18 protein-coding genes and 1 pseudogene are annotated in these 16,768 nt (G+C 52.5%); 9 read left to right on the top strand and 10 right to left on the bottom strand.

The window, feature by feature from the left end:
* Positions 1-295 precede the first annotated feature (295 nt).
* The 6 genes from LPQ25_RS12975 to LPQ25_RS12950 all read left to right on the top strand — a co-directional run bounded on the left by LPQ25_RS12975 (position 296) and on the right by LPQ25_RS12950 (position 5,598).
* Positions 296-1,042, top strand: a complete 747-nt coding sequence (locus LPQ25_RS12975) for an ATP-binding cassette domain-containing protein (RefSeq protein WP_004198552.1) — start codon at positions 296-298, stop codon at positions 1,040-1,042.
* Positions 1,043-1,060: 18 nt separating this feature from the next.
* A complete protein-coding gene (locus LPQ25_RS12970) occupies positions 1,061-2,062 on the top strand; it encodes an ABC transporter permease (RefSeq protein WP_002904978.1) in 1,002 nt (333 codons plus the stop codon).
* 3 nt (positions 2,063-2,065) lie between these two features.
* Positions 2,066-3,145, top strand: a complete 1,080-nt coding sequence (locus LPQ25_RS12965; protein WP_004176149.1) for a phosphotriesterase family protein — start codon at positions 2,066-2,068, stop codon at positions 3,143-3,145.
* 14 nt (positions 3,146-3,159) lie between these two features.
* Complete coding sequence (locus LPQ25_RS12960; RefSeq protein ID WP_014907583.1) at positions 3,160-3,915, top strand: glutamine amidotransferase; 756 nt, start codon at positions 3,160-3,162, stop codon at positions 3,913-3,915.
* Positions 3,915-5,057, top strand: a complete 1,143-nt coding sequence (locus tag LPQ25_RS12955; RefSeq protein WP_004199916.1) for a M20 family metallopeptidase — start codon at positions 3,915-3,917, stop codon at positions 5,055-5,057. Before LPQ25_RS12960 ends, LPQ25_RS12955 begins: the two co-directional genes overlap by 1 nt.
* A 112-nt stretch (positions 5,058-5,169) precedes the next feature.
* On the top strand, positions 5,170-5,598 hold the full coding sequence (locus LPQ25_RS12950) for a cell envelope integrity TolA family protein (RefSeq protein ID WP_015874808.1): 429 nt from the start codon (positions 5,170-5,172) through the stop codon (positions 5,596-5,598).
* A gap of 104 nt (positions 5,599-5,702) precedes the next feature.
* Here the strand turns inward: LPQ25_RS12950 and ahlK are convergent, their stop codons facing one another.
* A complete protein-coding gene (gene ahlK / locus LPQ25_RS12945) occupies positions 5,703-6,497 on the bottom strand; it encodes an N-acyl homoserine lactonase AhlK (protein WP_074424921.1) in 795 nt (264 codons plus the stop codon).
* A gap of 160 nt (positions 6,498-6,657) precedes the next feature.
* On the opposite strand from ahlK, the pseudogene LPQ25_RS12940 reads away from it, so the two are divergent.
* Positions 6,658-7,544: pseudogene (locus LPQ25_RS12940) on the top strand (LysR family transcriptional regulator).
* 41 nt (positions 7,545-7,585) lie between these two features.
* Here the strand turns inward: LPQ25_RS12940 and LPQ25_RS12935 are convergent.
* Entirely contained in the window at positions 7,586-8,488 is a 903-nt protein-coding gene (locus tag LPQ25_RS12935) for a LysR family transcriptional regulator (protein WP_041937781.1), read from the bottom strand.
* A 103-nt stretch (positions 8,489-8,591) separates the two neighbouring features.
* On the opposite strand from LPQ25_RS12935, the gene LPQ25_RS12930 reads away from it, so the two are divergent.
* Positions 8,592-9,800, top strand: a complete 1,209-nt coding sequence (locus tag LPQ25_RS12930) for an MFS transporter (protein WP_014907579.1) — start codon at positions 8,592-8,594, stop codon at positions 9,798-9,800.
* A 57-nt stretch (positions 9,801-9,857) separates the two neighbouring features.
* On the opposite strand, the gene LPQ25_RS12925 is transcribed toward LPQ25_RS12930, so the two are convergent.
* The 8 genes from LPQ25_RS12925 to LPQ25_RS12890 all read right to left on the bottom strand — a co-directional run bounded on the left by LPQ25_RS12925 (position 9,858) and on the right by LPQ25_RS12890 (position 15,477).
* A complete protein-coding gene (locus LPQ25_RS12925; protein ID WP_015874813.1) occupies positions 9,858-10,478 on the bottom strand; it encodes a LysE family translocator in 621 nt (206 codons plus the stop codon).
* Between the two features lie 185 nt (positions 10,479-10,663).
* Positions 10,664-11,770 (bottom strand): PTS fructose transporter subunit IIC, encoded by a 1,107-nt coding sequence (locus LPQ25_RS12920; RefSeq protein WP_014907577.1) that lies wholly within the window; start codon positions 11,768-11,770, stop codon positions 10,664-10,666.
* 42 nt (positions 11,771-11,812) lie between these two features.
* On the bottom strand, positions 11,813-12,124 hold the full coding sequence (locus LPQ25_RS12915; RefSeq protein ID WP_004176139.1) for a PTS fructose transporter subunit IIB: 312 nt from the start codon (positions 12,122-12,124) through the stop codon (positions 11,813-11,815).
* Positions 12,125-12,180: 56 nt separating this feature from the next.
* Positions 12,181-12,651 (bottom strand): PTS sugar transporter subunit IIA, encoded by a 471-nt coding sequence (locus LPQ25_RS12910; protein WP_002905131.1) that lies wholly within the window; start codon positions 12,649-12,651, stop codon positions 12,181-12,183.
* Between the two features lie 116 nt (positions 12,652-12,767).
* On the bottom strand, positions 12,768-13,448 hold the full coding sequence (gene alsE, locus LPQ25_RS12905; protein ID WP_014907576.1) for a D-allulose 6-phosphate 3-epimerase: 681 nt from the start codon (positions 13,446-13,448) through the stop codon (positions 12,768-12,770).
* A gap of 20 nt (positions 13,449-13,468) precedes the next feature.
* Positions 13,469-14,731 (bottom strand): PTS ascorbate transporter subunit IIC, encoded by a 1,263-nt coding sequence (locus LPQ25_RS12900; RefSeq protein ID WP_004176135.1) that lies wholly within the window; start codon positions 14,729-14,731, stop codon positions 13,469-13,471.
* A 30-nt stretch (positions 14,732-14,761) separates the two neighbouring features.
* A complete protein-coding gene (locus tag LPQ25_RS12895) occupies positions 14,762-15,028 on the bottom strand; it encodes a PTS sugar transporter subunit IIB (protein WP_004176134.1) in 267 nt (88 codons plus the stop codon).
* A gap of 11 nt (positions 15,029-15,039) precedes the next feature.
* On the bottom strand, positions 15,040-15,477 hold the full coding sequence (locus tag LPQ25_RS12890; RefSeq protein ID WP_004179927.1) for a PTS sugar transporter subunit IIA: 438 nt from the start codon (positions 15,475-15,477) through the stop codon (positions 15,040-15,042).
* Between the two features lie 217 nt (positions 15,478-15,694).
* On the opposite strand from LPQ25_RS12890, the gene LPQ25_RS12885 reads away from it, so the two are divergent.
* Positions 15,695-16,747 (top strand): LacI family DNA-binding transcriptional regulator, encoded by a 1,053-nt coding sequence (locus tag LPQ25_RS12885; protein ID WP_004151868.1) that lies wholly within the window; start codon positions 15,695-15,697, stop codon positions 16,745-16,747.
* The last annotated feature ends 21 nt before the right edge of the window (positions 16,748-16,768 follow it).

Raw genomic sequence — 16,768 nt, 5'->3', positions numbered from 1 at the left:
GTTTACCGGATTGTATTCAATTAAGTGTATTGAATACATAAGGTTAAGTTACAGGGCTGCTGTGTGGTTACTGCCCTGGCACGGATGCTGCAATGTTCTTACTGGCGAACAAATATCTTACATAGCGTTTGTCCTGACTGCACTGGCGAGTGCTCTGGTCCGCAGGTAAACCGGTTTACTAGATTGTAAACCGTGTCGGATAGAGTCTCTCCCGCAGGATGGCGAACATTTTCCCGCCCACAGCGATGGGAGTTATCAGATGCAGCAGCCACAAACTACCCCGCCAAGGGTAGAGATGATCAATATCACCAAGACCTACGGGTCGATACGCTCATTGCGCGGAGTCAACCTTGAGCTGGCCCCGGGCGAAGTGCTGGGCTTAGTGGGCGATAACGGCGCGGGGAAATCCACCTTGACCAAAGTGCTCTCTGGCGCGGTGATCCCCTCCAGCGGCACGATTCGTATCGACGGTGAACAGCAACAGTTTACGAATCCGGCCGATTCACGCCGTTGCCATATCGAGATGGTCTACCAGGATCTGTCGCTCTGTGACACGGTCGATGTCGCGGGCAATCTGTTTATGGGCCGTGAGCCGATGAAATCGGTCCTCGGCATCCCCTTTCTCGACGAGGCCAAAATGCACGCCGATGCCAGAGAGATGCTTAAAGGGCTCGGGATCTCCATTCCGGATACCCGGCTGCTGGTGCGAAATCTCTCCGGCGGCCAGCGCCAGGCTATAGCCATCGCCCGCGCCGCGGCCTTTGACCCGAAAGTGCTGATTATGGATGAACCCACCGCCGCGCTGGCCGTCGCGGAAGTTGAAGCGGTTCTGGAGCTCATTCGCCGCGTTTCCGCTCGCGGGGTGAGCGTGATTCTGATTACCCACCGCCTGCAGGACCTGTTCCTGGTCTGCGACCGGATCATGGTGATGTATGAAGGTACCAACGTCGCCGACAGACGGGTGTCCGACACCAGCCTGAGCGATATCGTTAACCTGATTGTGGGCGAAAAATTCACCGCCCGCTCTGCGGCAGCACATTGAGGTAACAGGATGAGTATCATGAATTTAAGCAGCTCACGCATGATCCAGCATTCGCTGCCGCGCCGCCTGCTGCATAACCATTCAGGCGTAGTCAGCATCGCGCTCTTTTTCGTCTTCTGCTGCGTGGTGTTTTCGCTGATCACCAGCAACTTTCTCACCGGCACCAACTGGCTCAACATTATCCGTCAGAGCGCCCCGCTGCTGATCGTCGCGACGGCAATGACTCTGGTCATTACCACCGGCGGTATCGATCTGTCGGTAGGCTCCACCCTGGCGCTGGTCGGCGCGCTCTCCGCTATCGCCCTGAATAGCTGGGGTCTGCCGTGGCCGGTGGTACTCCTCGGCGGCCTGCTGCTAGGCGGATTCGTTGGCGCCATCAACGGCTTCTTTATTGCCTATGAAGGCATTCCGGCGTTTATCGTCACGCTCGCCACCCTGGCCGTAGTTCGCGGCATCGCGCTGCTGGTCACCCAGGGCTACTCGATTCCGGTGCCGGCTGACAGCCTGTTTACCTTTATCGGACGCGCGTGGGTCGTCGGGATCCCCATGCCCGCACTGCTCGGCATTCTGATTCTGCTGATCGGGCATATCGTTCTCAACCATATGCGCTTTGGCCGCTACGTGACCGCCATCGGCGCTAACGCCGAAGGCGCGCGGCGCAGCGGCATTAACACCAAAGCGGTCACCATGAAGGTCTATATCATCAGCGGAATGGCCGCCGCGCTGGCGGGGATGATCATTACCGCACGCCTCGGCAGCGGCTCCTCCAACCAGGGCGAAGGCTTTGAACTGCAGGTCATTGCTGCCGTTGTGCTAGGCAGCACCAGTCTGTTTGGCGGCTTCGGAACTATTATTGGCACGCTGCTGGGCGCACTGTCGATTGCGGTCATTCAGAACGGGCTGATCCTGTCGCATATTTCGCCGTTTTACACCCAGATAGCCACCGGCACCATTATCCTGCTGGCTATCTGGCTGAACACCCGCATTCTCAACCCGACGCGCTCCGCGGCAAAAGGATAGCTGATGAAAGGATCAATTTTTCGCCATCCCTCCCCGCTGCCGGTTGGCGTTAGCAGCGGTTATGTAATGACTGTGCTTGGCCCACTGCCGATTAACGAAATGGGCGTTACTCTGATGCATGAGCATATTCTGCTGGATGCCTCCGGCAAATGGGTGCCGCCCTGCTGCTGCAGCGATCGCCATCTTGCCGAAATGCCGGTGAAAATGGAAAACCTTGGCGAACTGTCGCTCAACCCGCTGATGAGCCGCGATAACTGTCAGCTGTTTGATGTCGACGTTGCGATTGACGAGCTGACTAAATATCGCGCCCTTGGCGGAGAAACGGTAGTCGACCCGACCAATATCGGCATTGGCCGCGATCCGAAAGCGCTGGCGCGCATCGCGCGGCTGACCGGTCTGAACATCATTATGGGTACCGGGCTCTATCTGGAACCTTCGCACCCTGAGTGGGTAAAAATCAGCAGCGTCGAACAGCTGACCGAACGGCTGATTTACGATCTTGGCGGCGCGGAGGAGAAACCGGAGGTGCTCGCCGGGCTCATCGGCGAAATCGGTATCTCCAGCCGCTTTACGCCGGATGAGGAGAAATCCCTGCGCGCTGCGGGTCGGGCCAGCGCCGCGACCGGCGTGCCGATCGAGGTCCATCTGCCCGGCTGGGAGCGGCTGGGCCATCGGGTGCTGGATATTCTCGAGCAGGAAGGCGCCGATTTACGCCATACCGTGCTGTGCCATATGAATCCCAGCTTTGCCGATAAGCGCTACCAGCGCGAACTGGCGCAGCGCGGGGCGTTTCTCGAATACGACATGATTGGCATGAGCTATTACTACGCCGACGAGTCGGCGCAGTCGCCCTCCGACGAGGAGAACGCCCGCGCGATCCGCGAGCTGATTGACGACGGCTACATCCAGCAAATTCTGCTGTCGCAGGACGTCTTCCTGAAAACCATGCTCACCCGCTACGGCGGCCACGGTTATGGCTACATACTCAAGCATTTTGTTCCCCGTCTGCGGCGCCACGGCGTCAGCGGCGAACAACTTGAAACCTTAATGATTGGAAACCCCCAGCGGGTCTTTGGCGGATAAAAGGAAACGTCATCATGCAGAAAAAAATCTTACTGGTCGGTGAGTCCTGGACCAGCACGTCAACGCACGTTAAAGGCTTCGACCAGTTTGCCACCGCCACCTGGCACACCGGCGCAACGGACTTTCTGGCCGCGCTCGCCGACAGTCCCTATGCCATTACCTATATGCCCGCCCACGCGGCGGCGACCGACTTTCCGCTGACGCTGGAAGCGCTGCAGGAGTGGGATGCGATTATTCTCTCGGACATTGGCGCCAATACGCTGCTGCTGCATCCGGACACCTGGCTGAAGAGCCGCCGAACCGCCAACCGTTTAACGCTCCTGCATGATTACGTGGCCGGCGGGGGGGCGCTGATGATGATCGGCGGCTATTACAGCTTCCAGGGAATCAACGGCGGCGCGCGCTACCGCCATACCGAGGTGGAGAAAGTGCTGCCGGTACGCTGCCTGGCCTGGGACGATCGCACTGAAACCCCGGAAGGCTGCTATGCCGAAGTGACGGAGTCTCACCCCCTGTTTAACGATATTCCGGGCGAATGGCCGTGGCTGCTGGGCTATAACGAAGTTGAAATGCACCCGGAAGGCAAACTGCTGGCGACCGTGGCCGGTACCGGTCATCCGCTGTTGGCTGTTCGCGAATATCAGCAGGGTCGCTCGCTGGTGTGGACCAGCGACATGTCGGCGCACTGGCTGCCGGAAGAGTTTGCCAAATGGCCCGGCTATCGCCAGCTGTGGATTAACTGCCTCGACTGGCTGACGGAACGCCGCTGATGACCGCGACCCTTGAGCTCGCCCGGCAGCTGCTGGGCTTTAACACCATCAACCCGCCGGGCAGCGAAGCCGACTGCATGCGGTTCTTCGCCGACTGGCTTGACGATAGCGGTTTTGAGGTTTCGCTGTCGTCGTTCGGCGAAGGACGCTGCAATCTTATCGCCAGCCTGCCCGGGGCGAAGAGCGGTAAACCGCTGGCCTTTACCGGACATCTGGATACCGTCCCGCTGGGAAATGCCCGCTGGCAGTACGATCCTTTCGGCTCGCAGATGGAAGACGGGCGTCTTTATGGCCGCGGATCCAGCGATATGAAAGCGGCGATAGCGGCGTTTGCCGTCGCCTGCGTTCATCAGCGGGAAGCGATCCTCGCCGGACGCGGCGCGGTATTGCTGATAACCGGCGGAGAAGAGACCGGCTGCGACGGCGCGCGGGCGCTGATCGCCTCCGCAACGTTGCCGGAGGTGGGCGCGCTGATCGTCGGTGAACCCACCGCCAACTATCCGGTTATCGGCCATAAAGGCGCGCTCTGGCTACGCTGCGAAACGCGGGGGAAAACCGCCCACGGCGCGATGCCGGAGCTGGGGATCAATGCTATTTATCTTGCGGCGGATGCGTTGGGTAAGATTCAGCATTTTTCGCCAGGCGCGCCGCATCCGCTAATGAAGCAACCCACCCTCAACGTCGGACGCATAGAAGGCGGACTCAATATTAATTCCGTACCGGACCGCACGCGTTTTGATGTCGATATCCGCAGCGCGCCCAATTTACAGCACGCCACTATCCGGGAGCGCTTGACGACGCTGCTTGGCGAAAGCGTCACCGTCTCCACGCTGGTCGACCTGCCCGCCGTCCTCAGCCGGGAGGATCATGCGTGGATTAAGCAGGTTTATCAACGCTGTCAGCCGCTGCACGCTGAGCCGATTGCGCCGCGCGTGGTGCCCTACTTTACCGACGCCTCGCTGCTGCTGCCTGCATTGGGCGATCCGCCCTGTATTATTCTCGGCCCCGGCGAGCCGTCGATGGCGCATCAAACCGACGAATACTGCCTGCTCAGCCGACTGGCGGAGGCCGAACAGCTATACGGTGACATCATTCGCGACTGGATGGCATCACCGCCCGCGACGAAAGTAAAAAATGAGTGACACTGTCACTGAAAGCGCGTGCCATGCAATTCAGCGTTTGAATAATATCGCGGAATAACAGAGGATAACCGCCTCGTACACGACGGTATCACCACCAGCAAGGAGGCTTAGCATGTCCGTGAAAACCAACGCTGTGCTCGTTTGCACCCTCTCTTTACTCCTTTCCGCCTGCTCGGGTCGTGCTTCTGCGCCGGGCAGCGCCGAAGACGCTAAAATATCGGCTGAAGTGGATATGATACTTCGCGATTATCAAACGGGTTCCGATACTTCACCCCAGGCCAATGCCTCACGCTATCTGGCGCGGATCCAGGCGGCTATCTTCGCTAATATAGACCAGCCGGCCTCCTGGCAAGGGCAAAAATGCTCGGTGCGCTTTATGCTGCAGCGTGACGGGACGGTGCAGGATCCAACGGTCGAGAGCGGCGATCGGCCATTCTGCGCGCAGGTGATGTCCGCGCTGAAAAAAGCCAACATCCCGCCCGCGCCGGACGAAAAAACCTATCAAACCTTCAGTCATGTCGTGCTGGACGTGAAGCCCTGAGCTTGCCCGCAGAAATGGCCCCGGCCATCACCAGGGCCATTTCGAACAAGATAAGCTGACAGCCCTGCTTAACAGAAGCTTTTTGGCGATCAGCGAGGAATGATTCAATAGTAACAGGCTGGCGCAAGCCTGTTTTTTTTCCATTCTTCAGGATCGTGGCCGGGTATGAATACCGCATGATATCGCTCGGTAAGCTGACGCAGCTTTCGCACAGACTGAGCGACATCAGTAGCAGACGTCATTAGCCCCGGGAGCGCCTTCTCATGGTAATGATCTAAGGTATAAGCCGCATCAATCGCTAGCGTAAAATTTGTACCACCCGGTAAGCGGATAAGAAAAGATTGATGGCCCGGTGAATGCCCTGGGGTGAAAATACATTGTAACGTGCCATCACCGTAAAGGTCATAGTGATCATCGGACAACCCGTTCAGAAATAGCCAGTTAAGTTGGGGACGATCGAAATCGCGTCGGCAATAGGCTCCCGAAGTAAACCAGTCAGGGGCAAAGGCATATTCATACTCTTGCCTCTGGACAACATGCGTAGCATGGGGGAAGCGACCAATTGCTCCCGTATGATCAGAGTGCAAATGGGACAGGACCACATAGCGGATATCCTCAGGAGCAATGCCAATCCTCTTAAGTTGTTCCACGCAACCCTGTTCTTCTGACATCACCGGTTTAAACTGCTCTACAGCACTTCCCCAATAACCGCTGGGATCTTTCAATCCTTCGACAGCCAGACCGCCGTCAATCAGCGTAAACCCATCCGGATGGGTCAGCAGAAACCAGGGGACAGGGATCTCATAATTCTCTCCCACGCCCTGATTCATCCGGATATGCTGATATCGACAATGCTGTGTTCCTGACTGGAACATGAAAAGCTTTATCTCTGGCATCATTATTTTCCACCAATAAATCAATTAAATAGATTGAAATTTAGCCTGACTCAGGCCTTGAGTCTGGATTTTTCATCATTTCGCAGTAAAGCAGTAGATACCTATCCCCACTTACATTTATCGGTAAAGCCAATATAATTGGTGAATGGATCTCTTCTCAGCAATGCGCATATTTATCAGGGTGGTTGAACGGGGCAGCATGTCGGCTGCAGCCCGCGATCTCGGTATTGGCCAGCCCGCCGTGAGTGAAAGAATAGAAAAACTGGAAGCTCATCTTGGGACACGTTTGCTTAGGCGCAACACGCGTAACATGTCTCTAACGCAAAGCGGTAACGTGTTTTATGAGCGAAGCAAAACGGCCGTTCAGGCGGCAGAGCATGCTCTTTCTGTGAATGAGGAAAATCAGGGGCTGCAAGGCAAAATCCGTATTGCCGCGCCCTATTCCGCCGGAGAAAGCTTGCTGATGCCTGCATTGTTGCAGCTTCAGAACGAGCATCCGGCGCTGCAGGTCGATGTCATTTTTAACGACCGCGTCATCGATCCCGTCACCGAGGGGTCGATTTATCACTGAGATTAGGTGATGTCTCCGAAGGTTTTTTTGTCGCACGCCCGCTTGGCACCGTGCGCAGAGTGTTACTGGCCTCTCCGGCTCTGCTGGCGAAAATGGGTCATCCTGACACGCCGGATGCGCTGACAGATTATCCATTTGCTGCTGTTTCCGGTGTATTCGCCAGTAATCGCATTCAATTGGTCGCTTCCGAAGATCAACTCATTAATGTTCCCGTCAATATTCAATTTCAGTCCACGCACTGGCGGAGTGTCCTCTCCTGGTTATTAGCGGGACATGCCATTGGTGTTTTGCAAAGTCCGGTTTGCAGAAAAGAAATGGCAGACGGCGCGCTCATCCCCCTCTTAAGCCACTATCCGATCCCGCCATTTAGTGCCTGGTTGCTCCATCCACCAGTTGGGATGATGTCGTATGAAACGCGAATTTGTGCCTCCCTGCTGGAGGGCTATATCAGAGATTTGTTGCTTGAGCCGGCCGGCTGAATAAAACAGCGCTGCCCTGGCGCGCTGAAGATGGCCTCTTGTTAATGACTCAATCTCTGATGCATGAAATCAATAAGCGCTCTTGTTTTTGCCGGCAAGTAACGCCGATCTGAATACAGAGCGAACAATTGCAAGGGGGCTGCCGATTGTTCAAATTCAATCTCGATTAACCACCCATCATCAATATAGGGTTGGCAGGCTTGTTTCGACAGGATGGCAAAACCGACACCTGAGATGGCCGCTCGCCCTGCCATCTCTCCGCTGTTGACCCGATAACGACCGTTAACCTTGATCGTCTCGAATCCGCCCTTTTTATTCACAAACTGCCAGGGAGCGCCTTTAAGCGCATTCACCGTTGTAATACAGGGTAACTCTTCAAATTGCTGTATTCGAGAAGGCGTGCCATAACGCTGGATGACGGAGGGGGCCGCAACGATGGTGCAAGGGATCGTCACCAGATGACGGGCGATGTAGTCACTGTCATCCATCTGACCACGGCTAACAATGACAGCTAAATCCAGATCATCTCGCAGGGATTCATAACCCGACAAATTTGTGACGCAACTTATCTCCAGATCCGGATGCTGACAGGCGAAATCAGCAACAACAGAGCCCAGCAATACAGGACCGATTTCATTGGGAATACAGATACGTAATGGCCCCTTGAATTGCATTTGTCGCAACGTTAATTCGGTTTCAGTTTGCTCAAGTGCTTCCAGTAATGGCTTCGCCCGGGTATAGAGTAGATGCCCAGCCTGTGTGAGCTTCATATGTCGGGTACTGCGCTCAATGAGCTGAAGGTTCAGTTTGTCTTCTAACTGAGAAATGCAACGGCTCACATTTGATGTCGGCATTTCCAGGGCTTTCGATGCCCCGACAAAACTGTCTCTTTCCACCACAGCAATGAAGATTTTCAGCGCATTAAAGTCAAGAACTGGCCGCATCAACTATCCCACATATGATAATAATGAGTGCCATTTTTACCATCTAATCGACAAGTTTGATAGCAGTTAAGCTAGGATATCTTTCATCCACAGGTCGCTTGCTATGCCACTGGTCACCACAACATTTAATCAAAAGACGCTCATTCGGATTGCTATGGTAATCGCTTTTGTCCAGTTTACTAATGCGCTGGAATATATGATGTTCAGCCCTGTTTTTACATTTATGGCTGCAGATTTCGCTGTTCCCGTCACCTTCTCAGGCTATGTATCCGGTATGTACACATCTGGAGCCGTCCTGTCGGGAATTATCGCCTTTTACTGGATTGATCGTTGCAATAAGAAGCATTTTTTAATCGCTAATATGGTACTGCTAGCCATGGCGACACTGTTGACGACATTCACTACCAGTTTTCCTCTTCTTCTTACATTGCGCTTCTTCGCAGGACTGGTTGGCGGTACGACAATGGCTGTGGGGATCACTATTTTGATAAACCACACACCGGCTGACTTGCGCGGAAAAATGTTGGCGACGGTGATTGCGTCATTTTCGATGGTCAGCATCGTGGGGATGCCCGCTGTACTATTTTTGTGTACTCATTACGGTTGGCATGTCGCGTTGTGGTTAATTTGTACACTGTGTTGGTTGGCATTGCCACTGATCGTCTCCATCATCCCTCAGGATCCCGTCACTTTCGACACGTCCCACGCGCTGCCCCTCGATGTAGATACTTTACTGTTTGCTTCCGGTAATGCGCTGGTACAGTTTAGTCCAATGCTGATCATTCCTGTCCTGGCGCCATTAATGACGCAGCTGTTGGGGGCTTCTCAAGGTCTGCTGCCCTGGTTGTTCTTCGGCGGGGGCCTGGCGGGGTATCTGTCTACTAGAATGACAGGCGCATTAACCTCTCGTGTTTCTGCTTTGAGTTTGGCGACCGGGTCGACCCTCGTTTTTATCCTGAGCTTACTGATACCCCTGATGGGCTATCCGCATCCAGCGCTATTTATTACGTTATTTCTCGGCGCAGCTTACAGTCGTCTGGTGGCATCGTCGGCGGTGACGATTCAGTTTCCTGATAACAAGCAACGAGCGGGATTCTCTTCATTACAGACATCCATGATGTATCTGATGACAACTGCCGCATTTTTCCTGTCTGCTTTTTTGTTACCCGACCATCGCATGGCGCTACAAAATATGGATACGCTGTTGGCGGTATGCGCAATTACCGCATTAGGAACCCCAATTATTGTCATCGTTTTGCAAAAGAAACTGGCTAAACGTACGTTCGAGCCCGATCGTTTCACCACTGAGTAGTACTCCACGGGTTGCTCATTTTTTAAGGCAAAAACAGGGGCATACGCCCCTGCGTGACTACCGCCGACTCATGGCCAGCTTCGCGGCAAACAACAGAAACAGGCAGCCGGTCGTTCGGTCCATCCATTTCACTACGGCCGGTTTTTTCAGGATGCCGGCGGCATAGCGAGTGGCGGTAATCAGCGTTAACGACCACAGCGTCCCTATCAATACATGGATGGTGACCAGGAGAAAGGTCCAGCTGATCGGTGAATGCCCGGCAGGGATAAACTGGGGCAAAAACGAAACGTAGAAGACGCCCATTTTGGGGTTAAACACATTCCCCAGCATCCCACGCAGGAACCAGTTACTCGTGGAATCTGATTCGGCCGGGTGGGTGTTAAATTGCTGGCGTGGTCGCAGGAGCAACTGGATGCCCAGCCAGCAAAGGTATCCTGCTCCGCACCATTTCAATAAGGTATAAGCCAACTCAGAAACCGCCAGTAGCGCACCTAAACCAAAGGCCACCAGCGCGCCCCAAATAAAGCACCCGAGATCGATGCCTAACGCGGCATGCAAGGCTTTGCGTCCCCCTTCAGCAGTCGCCGTGCGGAGAATAAGAGCAGTATCAAGACCTGGCGTCAGGGTAAGCAGTGTAGCAGCGAGGGTGTAAGCAAGAAGTGAATCAGTGACGAGCATTTCCTGTCTCCGAAAGAGACAAGGCTACTGAAGCGTTCACATTTTTGCAACAACAATGTTCACCCTGCTCCACTTTTACCCAGCCGTCTACCTGACGCAACTCAGCCCATAACTAAGGACCCCTCGGTTATGGGCTGAGTTGCAGGACTAGCTCAACGCCATTGATAAAATAATACAGGGGTAAGTTAGCTCACTTTAATATCATTAAGGTCGATATCCTCTTCTTCGTGATCATGAGTAACCAGCACATCACGCGGAATATCTTTTTTGATGACAGCATAAACCGTGGCGGTAACAACGATATTCACCAGCAGGGCCATGATGCCTGCCATCGGATGTGACATCGTGGGGATCATCAATACTCCGCCAAAAGGAACCGTCGCATCCGCACCATAGACCATGGTGACCGCCCCGCCGCACGCGCCGCCGATAGCCGCCGCCGCGATACCGCGCACAATATCATTCATGACGATCGGAATAGAACCCTCAACGATATTCACAATCCCCATCGGAACCGCTGATTTTAAGGTTTCCACTTCTTCACGGTTATAGATATTTTTACGCAGCAGTTTGGCAATAAAGAAAGCCAGGCCAAATCCGATAGGCGTAGCGGTGTTAACTAACTGAAGTGCGGTAATGGGTTCATTTATCCCCTGCGCCTGCAGGGTCAGCACGAAAGCAAAGCATGTCTTATTTAGCGGGCCGCCAAAGTCAACAATACACAATGCGCCTATGACTGCGCCTAACACCAAATTCGACGACGTGCCCATGCTTCTCAGGAAAGACGTAAGCGCTTCCGTAAAGATACCGATAGGCGTACCGATGATATAGACCATAATCAGGCAGCTGATAATGGAGGCAAAAAAGGGAACGATCAGCGTCGGCATCAACCCGCGGGCCCAGTCAGGCACCTTGACGTTTTTAATGATCGCCAGCGCAATATACCCCGCAATATAGCCACCAATCATCCCACCGATAAAGCCTGCGCTTATGGTATTCGCCGCCAGCCCGACGACAAATCCTGGCGCGATGCCTGGTTTGCCGGCGATCGAGCCAGATATTCCCACGGCAATCACCACCGGCAACAGCCCAAGCGCCTTGGCGCCCAGGGTGGCCATTGCCTGCCATACATCAAATTGTCCCGGCGTTAACGTGTCCTGCACCGTTCCGCCAAGCCCCATGCCGATGGCGATAATAAACCCAGAACCACAGACAATGGGGATCAGAAACGAGATAGCGGTCAGCAGATGTCCTTTAGGGTTTGCTGCTTGCCATATTTGTTTTAGAGACATAAGTCACGCCCTTTAATGTAGAGTCGCCAGGCCGAAATAAAATTATGAATTGACTATTTCACTGAGTTTTTCAATCAACTTATTGGGGGATTTGACTGCCGTTTCCGTCGCGACTTTAACGACTTTTTTGCCGGCAAATCTCTCCTCGCCCGTTACTTTGACATCGGCAGCAAGCAGGACAATATCTGCTGCGGCAATCTCATCAGCGGTTAACGGGTTCTCAATGCCGATGGTTCCTTGCGTCTCGATTTTAACGTTATGTCCGGCTTTTTTAGCCGCAGTTTCAATTTTCTTTTGCGCAATATAGGTATGTGCAATCCCCACCGTGCAGGCGGTAACGCCGACAATATTCATAATGTTTCTCCGTTAATTAATTTAATAAATTACAAATCGATATTAGCAAGTTGGTATTAAGCATCGGCGTTTTCAGTTTCTGAATTGAAAAGCGCAATGATTTTATGTGGATCAGATTCAACAAGTAATTTAGCGATAATGTCTTCATCCGCCAGTGACCCAGACACTTGTGCCAACAGGCGAATATGGGTGGCATTTTGATCCACCAGGCAAACCGCAAATAAAATAACACAGCGGACATCGCTGCCATCCATGGTCTCCCAGGGAATGGCATGTTGCGTGCGTCCGATGGCTAATGCGGTACGGGAAACACCGGAAGATTTACCATGTGGAATAGCGATATGGTTTTCAAAGCCGGTAGAGCCTAGCTCCTCGCGTAACCAGACATCACGAATAAAGTCTTCCTTATTGGTGACGGCGCCATCCTGGATAAGTAAATCGGTGAGTTCTTCTATCACCTCTTCTTTGGTTCTGGCGGTCATATTTAACTTGATGTTTTTAACATTAAGCACTGTCGAAATATCCATGATTCACCCGCATTCATATAGAGTGGTCGTTAAATAACAAACCAGCATCGCTGGCGTGATGCAGATCTTTTAAGGCTTATTCAAATACACACTGTGGTTCGAAGAGAAATAACCCGTTATGCAGCGACAGTTTCCCGTTGGAAGATCTCGATCATTCTGTCCCACGCCTGGCTGACATCCTCATGGAGCGAAAACAGACCCGATGTGCCGACGATAAAGACATCTACCCCGGATTCAGCAATCTGACCGAAGGTTTTCTCATTGCAAGAGCCATCAATTTCCGTCAGATAGCGATAACCATTATTCTTGCGCATGTTGATGAGCTTTCTAATCTTGTTCAGCGACTCAGGAATAAACTTTTGTCCGGCATAGCCAGGGTCAACCGACATGACCGTCACTTTATCCAGCAGATGCGCATATTCGGCAATGCTTTCTGCCGGTGTCGCCGGGTTCAGCACCACCCCGCACTTTTTGCCCGCATCCTTGATCTGATTCAGCAGGCGGAATATTTTGTTATTCGCCGTCTCGGGATGAAAGCTGATGATATCGGCGCCGGCCTCGAGACACATGGGAATGATATCTTCCGGATGATTCACCATCAGATGAACATCAATGGGCACAGTAGTAATTTTTTTCAGATTCTCAATAAAAAAGGGAGACAGTGTGATATTGCGGACGTAATTGCCATCCATTATATCAACATGGTAAAAATCCGCTTTTTTATTCATTGCCGTGATCTGCTCTTTGAACTGCGTTAAATCCATGCACATCAGTGACGGTGAAAATTTAGCGCTCATAAACCACCTCCGATAAATAGTTAGTTAAACATTGCGATGATATGACCCAGCACGATGCCGACAACGCCAAAGTCTGCGTCTCCAAAGGTTGTGGAGCCCAGTCCCATATCCCCCATCATGGGCAAGAGAATGGCAGGCAGGAACGAAATGAGCAGACCGTGAGCAAAAGCCCCTACCACCGCCCCGCGACGTCCGCCGGTAATGTTGCCGTAAACCCCCGCCGTGGCCCCGCAGAAAAAGTGGGGAACCAGGCCCGGGACGATGACGCTCAAGCCGAACAGCGGGCAGAGGAACATACTGACCAGCCCTGCGACAAAGCTTGCGAGGAAGCCGACGATGACGGCATTCGGAGCGAAGGGAAACACCGTCGGACAGTCCAGCGCCGGCTTCGCGTCTTTAACCAGTTTGTCCGCAATCCCTTTAAACGCCGGGACGATCTCGGCAATCACCATCCGAACCCCGGCGAGGATGATATAAACTCCTGCAGCAAACGTGAGGGACTGAATAATGGCGAAGATAATAAAGTTCTGACCAGCGCTCAGGGTCTCCTCGACAAAGGATTTGCCCGCAACGAGCACCAGCACCAGAAACAGAATCATCATGGTGAGAGAGATGGCCACCGATGAGTCGCGAAGGAAATTGAGCGACTTAGGTACTTTGATCTCTTCAATCGAGGGACTGCCTTTACCAATAATTTTGCCCACCAGCGCGGACAGCAGGTAGCCAATAGATCCAAAATGCCCGAGCGCCAGATCGTCGGTGTTGGTTATTTTACGGGTAAACGGCTGCAAGATAGCCGGGGAGATGACCATCATCGCACCGAGAATAACCGCCCCGATGGCCACCACCCATCCCCCTGACAAGCCCCCTACAGACAGGATAACCGCCAGCATCGCAGCCATATAAAGCGTATGATGTCCGGTCAGAAAGATGTACTTTAATGGCGTTAGACGCGCAAGGGCGATATTGATCAGCATGCCCAATACCATAATGGTGGCGGTTTCCGTGCCGTAATTCTTCTGCGCCAGAGCGGCCATGGCATCAGTGTTGGGCACCACGCCCTGAATATGGAAAGAATGTTCAAATAACTGGCTAAAGATGGTTAACGTATAGGCTATAATACCGGCGCCGGCGGTCAATATGACAAAACCCATGATGGTTTTCAGCGTGCCTGAAATAACGTCTGAAATTCCTTTTTTTTGCAACAGCAGACCGATCAGTGAAAATAAACCAACCAGTATCGCCGGTGTTCCTAGCACATCATAAATAAGAAAATGAAGCATGTTAAACTCCACGAATCAGATAGCCGTTGCTTAAATGTTTTCTGCTAAAATTTCTTTAATTTTATTGTTATCAAGTAAATTACTTAATCCAACGACCTTTGCAGAGTGACTGCTAAGATGTTCTGCAATGTCTTTAGCGCTGAGAATAAGATCGGCAGTTTCGCTTTTTGCCGACGTCAGGTCGGTATGTGCGACTTCAGCTTCTTTATTCATTTCGGCAAGGATCTTTTTGACATTCATTTCAACGATGAAGCTGCTGCCCAAACCATTACCGCACACGATAAGCACTTTTTTCATTCTGTTTTCCTTCAGTCAATAACGGCCTGAATCGCCTTGCTATCATCGGCATTTAACAATCGGTGTAACTTTTGCTGATCGCTAAAGATTTCAGCCAGTTCACCAATCATCGTGATATGTTCATTCCCGGAACGAGCGCATAGCATGATTACCACGTATATCGGATCGTTCTCTTCCGAGCCGAACGACACCCCTTCTTTAATATGAAGAAGCGATAATCCATTTCTTAACACCCCCTGTTCAGGACGGGCATGAGGCATCGCCAAGCCGGGAGCTAATACGTAATAGGGCCCAAGCTCTTTATGGCTTTGCAAAATCGCCTCAATATACGACCCGGCTATATACCCTTGCATCAGCAAGGGTTCTGCTGCAAGTCGAACGGCATTTTCCCAGCTATCTATTGAGTTAATGACTTTAATTTTATCCGGGGTTAACCAGTCTCTGATCATATGCTCTCCCGAGGGGGTCTATGTGCTGCACTATAAACAGCTAAATAAAATGCAACTGTGATACACCTCCCAAAGTTAGCGCTAACAAAGAAAAATGTTAAAAAGTGCGTTACCGCTAACACTGGCTATAATGTGCTTTCCCCCTCGCTGTGGTAAGTTATAATGCGATTCGCAGATATACTTTCGTTATATTTTATTTTTCAAACGGTTGGTGATTTTGGTGAAGAGTTTAGACGCGGACGGTAGCCCGAAAGAAAAACGACGTAAAGGAACGGGTAAGATAACCCTGACCGAGGTGGCTGAGTTTGTCGGTGTGAGCGCCATGACCGTCTCGCGAGCGCTGAGAATGCCTGAAAAAGTGAATCCTGAGCTTCGCGATCGCATCGATGCGGCCGTCAGTCAACTCGGCTATGTCCCTAATCTGCAGGCACGTAATCTGGCCTCGGTCCATTCCGATCTTATTCTCGCCGTCGTTCCCACCTTCTCTTCGCCGGGTTTTTTGCCGGTCTCTGAAGCGCTGCAAAAAGTGCTGACCGAACGCGGATATACCATGATGTTTATGGAATCCGGGCATGACGGTCAAAGTGAACAAAAGACGTTTGAAAAAATGCTCGCCTATAACCCGGCGGCCATTATTCAGTTCAATATCGATACCATTGAGAGCTGCACCCAGTTGCTGGCCAACGTGGATGTTCCTATTCTGGAAATTGGCGCGCTAAATACCCACCCCGTGGGTATGTGCATCGGCGTGGATTACGGTAAGGCCGTAAAACAGATCGTGACTCATCTGGCCGACGCCTCATTAAAAAACATCGCACTGCTCTGTACCCCGGCTAATAACACAATGTTTCGCCAGTTGCTGAGCGGATGGAATACGGCGATGCTCGCTCTGAACCGCTCCCCGCACCGGGTGGTAACCACGCATTTGCCATCCACCATCGCCACAGGCGTCAATATATTCAAGGATATGATGATTACCTGGGGCGATCTGGATGCGTTAATTTGCACGTCGGATGAAATGGCCTGTGGATGTATGATGGCCTGCCACAGTGCCGGCATTAAGGTGCCCAATACCGTAGCCATTGCGAGTTTAGGCGGAGGAGTGTTATCGACAGTCTGTTCCCCTGCCCTGACAACCGTTGAGTTTCCCTGGCATGACATTGGGGTGAAAGCCGGTAAAGCTCTTCTCGAACTGCTTAACGATAAGCCTGGTGAAAAGTTCATTGAAATTCCGTCAGTGCTCAAAGTCCGGGCCAGTACCGCGGCATGAGTTTAATATAGGGCGATAAGG

The sequence above is a fragment of the Klebsiella sp. KPN54798 genome (genome assembly GCF_021184225.1).
In the GTDB taxonomy this organism is placed as follows: domain Bacteria; phylum Pseudomonadota; class Gammaproteobacteria; order Enterobacterales; family Enterobacteriaceae; genus Klebsiella; species Klebsiella pneumoniae.
The sequence above is the reverse complement of the archived record's forward strand: the minus strand, read 5'-3'. Positions and strand labels throughout refer to the sequence as shown.